The sequence below is a fragment of the Haladaptatus ordinarius genome, assembly GCF_054177595.1.
Genome location: NZ_JBPEHH010000155.1, coordinates 1 through 7098, shown reverse-complemented (window position 1 = coordinate 7098; position 7098 = coordinate 1). Strand labels below are relative to the sequence as shown.

The 7098-nt window shown below is 52.5% G+C and carries 6 protein-coding genes and 1 pseudogene; 5 read left to right on the top strand and 2 right to left on the bottom strand.

The window, feature by feature from the left end; genetic code table 11:
* Positions 1-204: 204 nt before the first annotated feature.
* The 4 genes from ACR3FF_RS24910 (at position 205) to ACR3FF_RS24895 (ending at position 2616) form a co-directional block, all read left to right on the top strand.
* Complete coding sequence (locus tag ACR3FF_RS24910) at positions 205-561, top strand: PH domain-containing protein (protein ID WP_458190810.1); 357 nt, start codon at positions 205-207, stop codon at positions 559-561.
* Positions 562-1001: 440 nt separating this feature from the next.
* Positions 1002-1727 (top strand): flavodoxin domain-containing protein, encoded by a 726-nt coding sequence (locus tag ACR3FF_RS24905; RefSeq protein WP_458190809.1) that lies wholly within the window; start codon positions 1002-1004, stop codon positions 1725-1727.
* Between the two features lie 88 nt (positions 1728-1815).
* On the top strand, positions 1816-2256 hold the full coding sequence (locus ACR3FF_RS24900) for a DUF6653 family protein (RefSeq protein ID WP_458190808.1): 441 nt from the start codon (positions 1816-1818) through the stop codon (positions 2254-2256).
* A gap of 102 nt (positions 2257-2358) precedes the next feature.
* Positions 2359-2616 (top strand): hypothetical protein, encoded by a 258-nt coding sequence (locus ACR3FF_RS24895; protein ID WP_458190807.1) that lies wholly within the window; start codon positions 2359-2361, stop codon positions 2614-2616.
* A 314-nt stretch (positions 2617-2930) separates the two neighbouring features.
* Here ACR3FF_RS24895 and ACR3FF_RS24890 read toward each other — a convergent pair whose 3' ends face one another.
* Positions 2931-3305 (bottom strand): hypothetical protein, encoded by a 375-nt coding sequence (locus tag ACR3FF_RS24890; protein ID WP_458190806.1) that lies wholly within the window; start codon positions 3303-3305, stop codon positions 2931-2933.
* A 236-nt stretch (positions 3306-3541) separates the two neighbouring features.
* On the opposite strand from ACR3FF_RS24890, the gene ACR3FF_RS24885 reads away from it, so the two are divergent.
* On the top strand, positions 3542-6856 hold the full coding sequence (locus ACR3FF_RS24885) for a PAS domain S-box protein (protein ID WP_458190805.1): 3315 nt from the start codon (positions 3542-3544) through the stop codon (positions 6854-6856).
* Positions 6857-6983: 127 nt separating this feature from the next.
* Here the strand turns inward: ACR3FF_RS24885 and ACR3FF_RS24880 are convergent.
* A pseudogene (locus ACR3FF_RS24880) lies at positions 6984-7098 on the bottom strand (IS1595-like element ISHti5 family transposase); the annotation flags it as partial.

Sequence of the window (7098 nt, the reverse complement as noted above, 5' to 3'; positions counted from 1 at the left end):
ATAGCAACTAATAGGGTTGAAGCAATGTATAGCTATTGTAAATAATTTTAATAAGCTACTCAATGCTCACTTGTGGCCTATGAGTCGTCAAATCGTGCCCCTTTTTACTGCGCCCTCATACTATGGAAAGGCCATCCCAGTCTCTATCTTAGTGCACCATCGATTTTCCTCGGGCTCGTGCTTGTCGTCGGTGGACTCGGATTGATGGCGTGGATTTCACGTTCCTCCATTTTCTGGTGGATTGGTCCAATTCTTAGCATCGGAGGAGTAATTTCCCTTGGAATTACGTACCTCCGCTGGCGAAGTCAATGGTACGTGTTGACAACCGAAGAGGTGTATAAGAAAAGTGGTCTTATATCGACAGATGTGGTGCAAATACGCCTCGATCGGATCCAAAATACGACTTACTCTCAATCGTTTCTTGACAAGTTATTTGCTCACGGTGATGTGACGATCTATACTTCTGGCAGTAGTACAATTGATCTCACTCTCAAAGATATCCCGCAGCCACAGACTGTAAACCGTCTTCTCACAGAACAACTCGATCAGGTGAGCATGTAAGCATAGCAGCTTGAAAGAGGTCGGTTTCCTCTGATTTGATTCTACTTACCTTCGCCAAAGAACCCATTCGAATAGTACTGGTTCGAATTACGGTTGCAAAACTTACTCTCCCTCTGGAATCCACCAGATAACCAAACGTGGACTCAGCTCCCCCTCTACCTCCCCATCCTCATGCAAATCCCCAAGCCGTCGATGCGCGGCCGCTCGATCACAAGTATATCCGCTACCCACCGGGCGGTCACCGCCGGAAACTCTGACTCGCGTATCGCCACGAGAATATCGTTGTCAGCCATTTCCTCTGCAAATTGACCACGTGTCTCGCTCTCTATCGTCTGTCATCATAGCCGTCTATTCACTAATCGGTCCGAGACGTAGTGGGCTCGCTCTACAGGAAAAAGTCATGAAACCTATTTTGGGTCTCGTGACGTACATAACACACCATGACTTCTATTCTCATCGCGTACGGAACAAGCGAGGGCCAGACGAAGAAAGTGGCCGAATACATTGACGCAGTCCTCGAGGGGCAGGGATTCGACGTGACGACTATCCACGTGTCAGAAGGTTTTGACATCGCCGTGAGTGAGTTCGACGGGGTGTTAATCGGTGCCTCGGTTAACAACCGTAAGCACCAACCGGCGGTACTGGATTTCGTCGAGCGCTACGGCCAAACACTGGCTGACCGGCCATCGGGGTTCTTCCAGCTATCGCTGGCGTCCGCTTTCTCGTCGGAGTGGGCCCGGGAAGGGGCAGCGGACTACGTCGAGAAACTCAAGGGGACGACCGGCTGGCATCCGGATCGAGTAGGCCTGTTCGCAGGCGCCCTCAAGTACACGCAGTACGATATCAAGATACGCTGGCTCTTCAAATTGGCCGCGCTAGCATTTGGCCTCGGTACTGACACGTCGCGTGATTACGAGTACACGGACTGGGACGATGTCGAACACTTCGCGACGTCGTTTGGGGAGTTCGTCGAGATCGAACGGCCTCCGTCTCACCATGGCGGGACGGTCCAGAGCGCTATTCGAGATATTTTCGGGCGTCGCGGTGTTGCCCTTTCCTTGGCGATTGGTCTCGCCGGAGCCATCTACCTCGTATCCCGGCGACACGAAGGGTCTCGGGAAAGGGCGGATGCGAGCACCGACGACGGGCAAAAGTATGCAGAATAACAGTCTCACGTGCAATTGAGACGATGACGGCGCTGTATTCCCGCCCTAAAGGGTGAGGTTTTAGCGCCTGCAAATTAGATAAATCGGTATGCAAGACATGCTCGACAGGACTGAGGAAGTCCTCTGGTCGCGGCATGCAAACCCGAAGAGCGGGTGGACCCGAGTCCCGACCGGGGCTGTCCTCGTCTACGCCGTCTATCGGCGAGACTGGCGACTCCTCCTCGCAGGACTCCTTTGGGCCGCCATCAACCCGTTTCTCTTCCCGCCGCCGGAAACCGACTATGCGTGGATGACTCGGGGCGTCCTCGCCGAACGCTGGTGGGTACGCGAGGAGGGGAGAGGGACCATGGGAGTCACCTACCCCAATATCTGCAACACGGTCAGCGCGATCGCTTTCCTCTACGCGTTCGTCGCCGCGTGGAGACACCAGCCAACTAGTGCCGCCGTGGCCACAGTGGTGGCCAGTGGGCTGAAACTCTGGTGGATCAGCGTTCTCGTACGACGGTTCGATTCGGCCCAGAAACCGTAACCGACCGTCCAATTCAAAGGGGCCGTCTCGTTAGAAGAGTCGCTCCACCTGATAGCCTGTACGTGCCTGCACCACGTCCACCGCACTGCCTACTGCAAACACATGGCCGCCGTCGAGAACGCCATCGACGACGGCACGCTCCACGCTTTCCCGTCGGAGGACGAAGACGACGATACTGACGACACCAACGACGCTAAAGCGACTGATGAAACACCGGAAGAGTGTGATTGTGACGGCCTCGGTGGCTTCCCCTGCTGGGAGTGCGTTAAAACTGGCCGCAAAGCACTGCCGAACAAAGTACTGGCCTTCTCACAATTTCAAGCATGGTACTTGACGCTCACGCCCATTGCTGAACGATAGACGCTTGTTGGGCCATCACGTAGCTTTCACTCCATTATTTTTGCCTTCCTGACCAATCAATGTTATTCATACTTTGTGTTGTCACGTCGACTATCTTGTCAAAATCTACACAATCATGGGAAACAATTATTGTGATTGATGATGTATTACAGCTTTGGGTGAAAGTCCATGCCAGTCCCACACTACCCATCCGACGAACCTGAGGAGGTGCCTGCTCCCGACATCGATGGCATCATCCAAAATATCCTTCATTCGAAGGATCGATCATCGTCGACACCGGTCAGAACTTGACGACGTCGATTCATCTATTCCTTTTAGGACGGGGTCTCCGAGTGTTCATCTACTTGTTCCTGGACCATCTGTACCAGTGGACGGATCTCGTCGAAGCGAGGTCCCTTTCGCACTGCGTAGGCGTCTCGATTCCATTCGATGATGTCCGCATCGTCGAGCTTTGGGAGGTGTATGTGGGTCATTTGGAGCGAGAGTTGGCTTTCTCGCTCGTCACTATTAGTCACTTCAGCGGGAATCTGAGAATAGCCTTCATCCAGGGAGTCATATTCGAGGAGAGCGACCAGTAACTGTCGACGATCTGTATCCGCTAATATTTTCAGGAAAGTGTCCAGTGATGCCTCCTGTATAGTGGCTATGCCCTCGCCTTCTCCTGTTTGTTTATTTGATATTTTGCTCATATTTCTCACTCCATCTTCGCCGACTGCGAGCGTGTTTTGCTGAAAGTATCGTCGCGGCAAAAGAGTACATCCAAATTTATTAGGTTTTTCCCGATAGATCACTTTGGAGTCAGTGAAACAAACGATGCTACTTACGATATTCTGAATGTAGGTATTTTCAGTAACCAAGGTGACGACTAGCATTAGCAACTCTTCCGGCAGAGGGTTAATGACCATGCACCGATACTAGGTAACTAATGTCAGCAGAGTCGTTAACAGATGCACTTCGAGAAACTCTTGTACTCTTTGACGAAGAAGCGACACCCTGGACAACGATTGAGGTCGCAGACCACCTCGACCTCGGACAGCGAAGTACCTACACTCGACTGAAGCGCCTCGTCGAACATGAAAAACTTGAAACGAAGAAAGTCGGCGCCAGCGCACGCGTCTGGTGGCGGCCGCCGACTAACGCCGACCAAGATACTTCAGACGGGCCGGCCGCCGAGTCGCTCGTCGGCGATGTGCTCGACGAGGTCGATGTCGGAGTGTTCGTTCTTAACGAGGACTTTCAGGTAGCATGGACCAACGATACGACCAGACGGTACTTCGGACTGGACTGTGAACGAATTGTCGGCCAGGACAAGCGCAGTCTCCTAAACGAATATATCGCGTCAACTATCTCTGAGTCAGACTTGTTTGTGGAAACGGTACTTGCGACCTACGACGACAACACGTACACAGAACAGTTCGAATGTCATGTAACACCAAGTGATGGGCGCGAAGAGCGGTGGCTCGAACATCGCAGCAAACCCATCGATGCCGGTGCATACGCCGGTGGTCGAGTCGAACTCTACTACGACGTCACCGACCAGAAGCAGACCGAGCAGTCGCTCGAAGAGAGCAAGCAGCGGTACTCGAGCCTTGTCAGCAATTTACCTGGGATAGTCTATCGGTGTCGGAACGAGCCCACATGGCCTATGGAGTTCGTTAGTGACGCTTGTGTTGAGCTGACCGGATACGACGCCGAGGCCATCGAGTCCGGCACGGTCAGCTGGAGGGATGAGATTATGCACCCTGACGACCGCAGTCAGATCCGGGAGACCATTCAAGCTGGACTCAATCGAAACGGACAGTTTACTATTCAGTATCGCATTCTGACCGCGGATGGCGAAACTCGTTGGATTTGGGAGCGCGGTCGCAGCGTCACTGACACATCCGGCTCCTCGATACTCGAAGGAGTCATCACAGATATCACAGGACAGAAGATAACCGAGCAAGAACTCAGGAAGAAAGATCTCGAGGATGTGTACGAGCGCATGGACGACGGGTTCTTTGCGCTCGATGAAGACCACCGGTTCACGTATGTCAATAACTGTGCAAGCGACCTCCTAGGACACCAACCGACGGAACTCGTGGGCAAACACATCTGGGATGCATTCGAATGTAACTCAACAGCCAAGGCGGCAATCACGGACGTCTTCGAGAATCAGGAACCGAAGTCCCAGGAGATATTCTACGAACCACTGGAAACCTGGTTTGAAGCCCAGATTTATCCCGCTGAAACAGGTATCTCAGTCTATTTCCAGGACGTGACTGATCGCAAGGAACAGAAGGCACGACTTGAACAATATAAGCGCATCGTTGAAGCCGTTGACGATGGGATCTACGTTCTCGATAGCGACTACCGGTTCTCGATGGTAAACAACGGTCTTACGTCGATGACAGGCTATGAGCGTGACGAACTCATTGGCGCCCATGTGCAAACAATCTTTGGCGATGACTTCTTTAACATCGAGGAGACAAAACTGGCTGAGCTAGAGTCGAGTGGATCCACTGTCGCAAAACTCGAAGAAGAAATCCACACGGAAAGTGGTTCTACGCTTACGGTTGAAAGTCGGTTCAGTCGGTTCGAACTCGAGAATGGGGTCATAGGTCGTATCGGGGTCGTCCGTAACGTTACTAACCGCGTGAAACGTGAACAGCGACTCGAGAAACTGAAGCGTCGCTATCAGACGCTCGTAGAGCATTTCCCGAACGGAGCAGTCGTGCTGTTCGACGAGGATTTGCGATACATGACAGTAGGTGGTGAAGTTTTTGACGGGCTCGACATCTCAGCTAACGACCTCCAAGGAGAAAAGATATCTGAACGTCTCCCCGAAGAACTCCGTGAAGATGTTGAACCAAGGTACAGAGCAGTCTTCGACAGTGAGACGAGCGATTTCGAAGTCGATTTCGACAGTCAAATTCGCCGCATCCAAGCCTTCCCTATCTATGACGACCAGGGAACAGTATTCGCAGGAATGGCAATGTCTCAAAATATCACCGACCGAATCGAACGCGAGCGGAGACTAAAACGCCAGCAGGAGCATCTCTCTGCACTCAATGGTCTCAATGACGTATTCCACGACATTACCGAAGCTGTTATCGACCAATCGACCCGGAAAGAGATCGAAACGACCGTCTGTGACCGACTCGCGGACACAGACACCTACCAAGCTGCCTGGATTGGCGATGTCGATACTTATACGCAGACAGTGAATCTTCGGACAGAATCGGGCGTCGAAGGATATCTCGACGACATCACGATTTCTGTCGACCCAGACGATGAGCGTAGCAACGGGCCCACAGGCAGGGCCATCTTACAACGCGAGATACAGACTACGCAGGACATTTATACCGATTCTAGATGCGAACACTGGCGAGATTCCGCCCAACAGTATGGATTTCACTCCTCTGCGGCAATTCCGATCGTACATGAGGAGACACTGTATGGTGTTCTCAACCTCTACTCCGACCGACCCGACGCATTCACCGATGAGAAGTGTGAGGTAATCGGGCAGCTCGGCGAAATCACCGGGCATGCAATTGCCGCTGTCGAGCGCAAGCAGGCACTGATGAGTGATGAAGTCGTCGAACTCGAGTTCCACCTATTAGACCTCTTCGAAACCCTTGGAATCGACGAAACAACCGATGGTCGAATTACTCTCGACCAGACTGTTCCAGCCACCGACAGCACCTACCTTGTATACGGCACCGTGACAACCGGCGCCCGCGATGCGCTCGATGCCTTGGTCGATCAGCTCCCTCACTGGGATTCGATGACGGTGATCGATGTTGAAAAAGACGTGTTGCGATTCGAACTCCAACTATCCGAACCACCTGTGCTCTCAACGGTGGCTTCGCAAGGCGGCTCTGTTGAAAAAGCCGTGATCGAGGATGGTGACTTCCACATGCGAATCCACCTCGCACCAAGCATGGATGTCCGTGCGATGATCAACACTGTCCAAGAGGAATATCCACCCGCAGAGCTGCTTGCTCAGCGGCAGGTTTCATCTACCGATGACCCGATCGTTCAATTGGAACGGTTACTCGAGGAAAACCTCACCGACCGACAGTGGACATCGCTCAACGCAGCCTACAACTCTGGATTCTTCGAATGGCCTCGTCCGACTTCCGGTAAGGACATTGCCGAGTCACTCGATATCTCGTCACCGACGTTCCACCAGCACCTTCGAGCAGCAGAGCGTAAGGTGTTCGACGCCGTCTTGAAGTCCTCGGCAACGTTTTCGTGAGAGTCGGCGTTGCATCGACTGTAGCCAGAAATAGGAACAACGAACTCTGCACTGATCGAGAACGAGACATCGAGGTATCACTTTCTCTTCGAAAACCGAGCCCCGTGTGTTTGTATACTAATTACGCTCATCTGTAGAAGTCAGTACTTAGGATCTGCTCGAACCAGTCGTCGGTGTTGAGGATCCAGCCCAAGAAGTTTAGATAGCCCTGTAAGTGGTGTTTTGAGACGCCTCGGAACCTT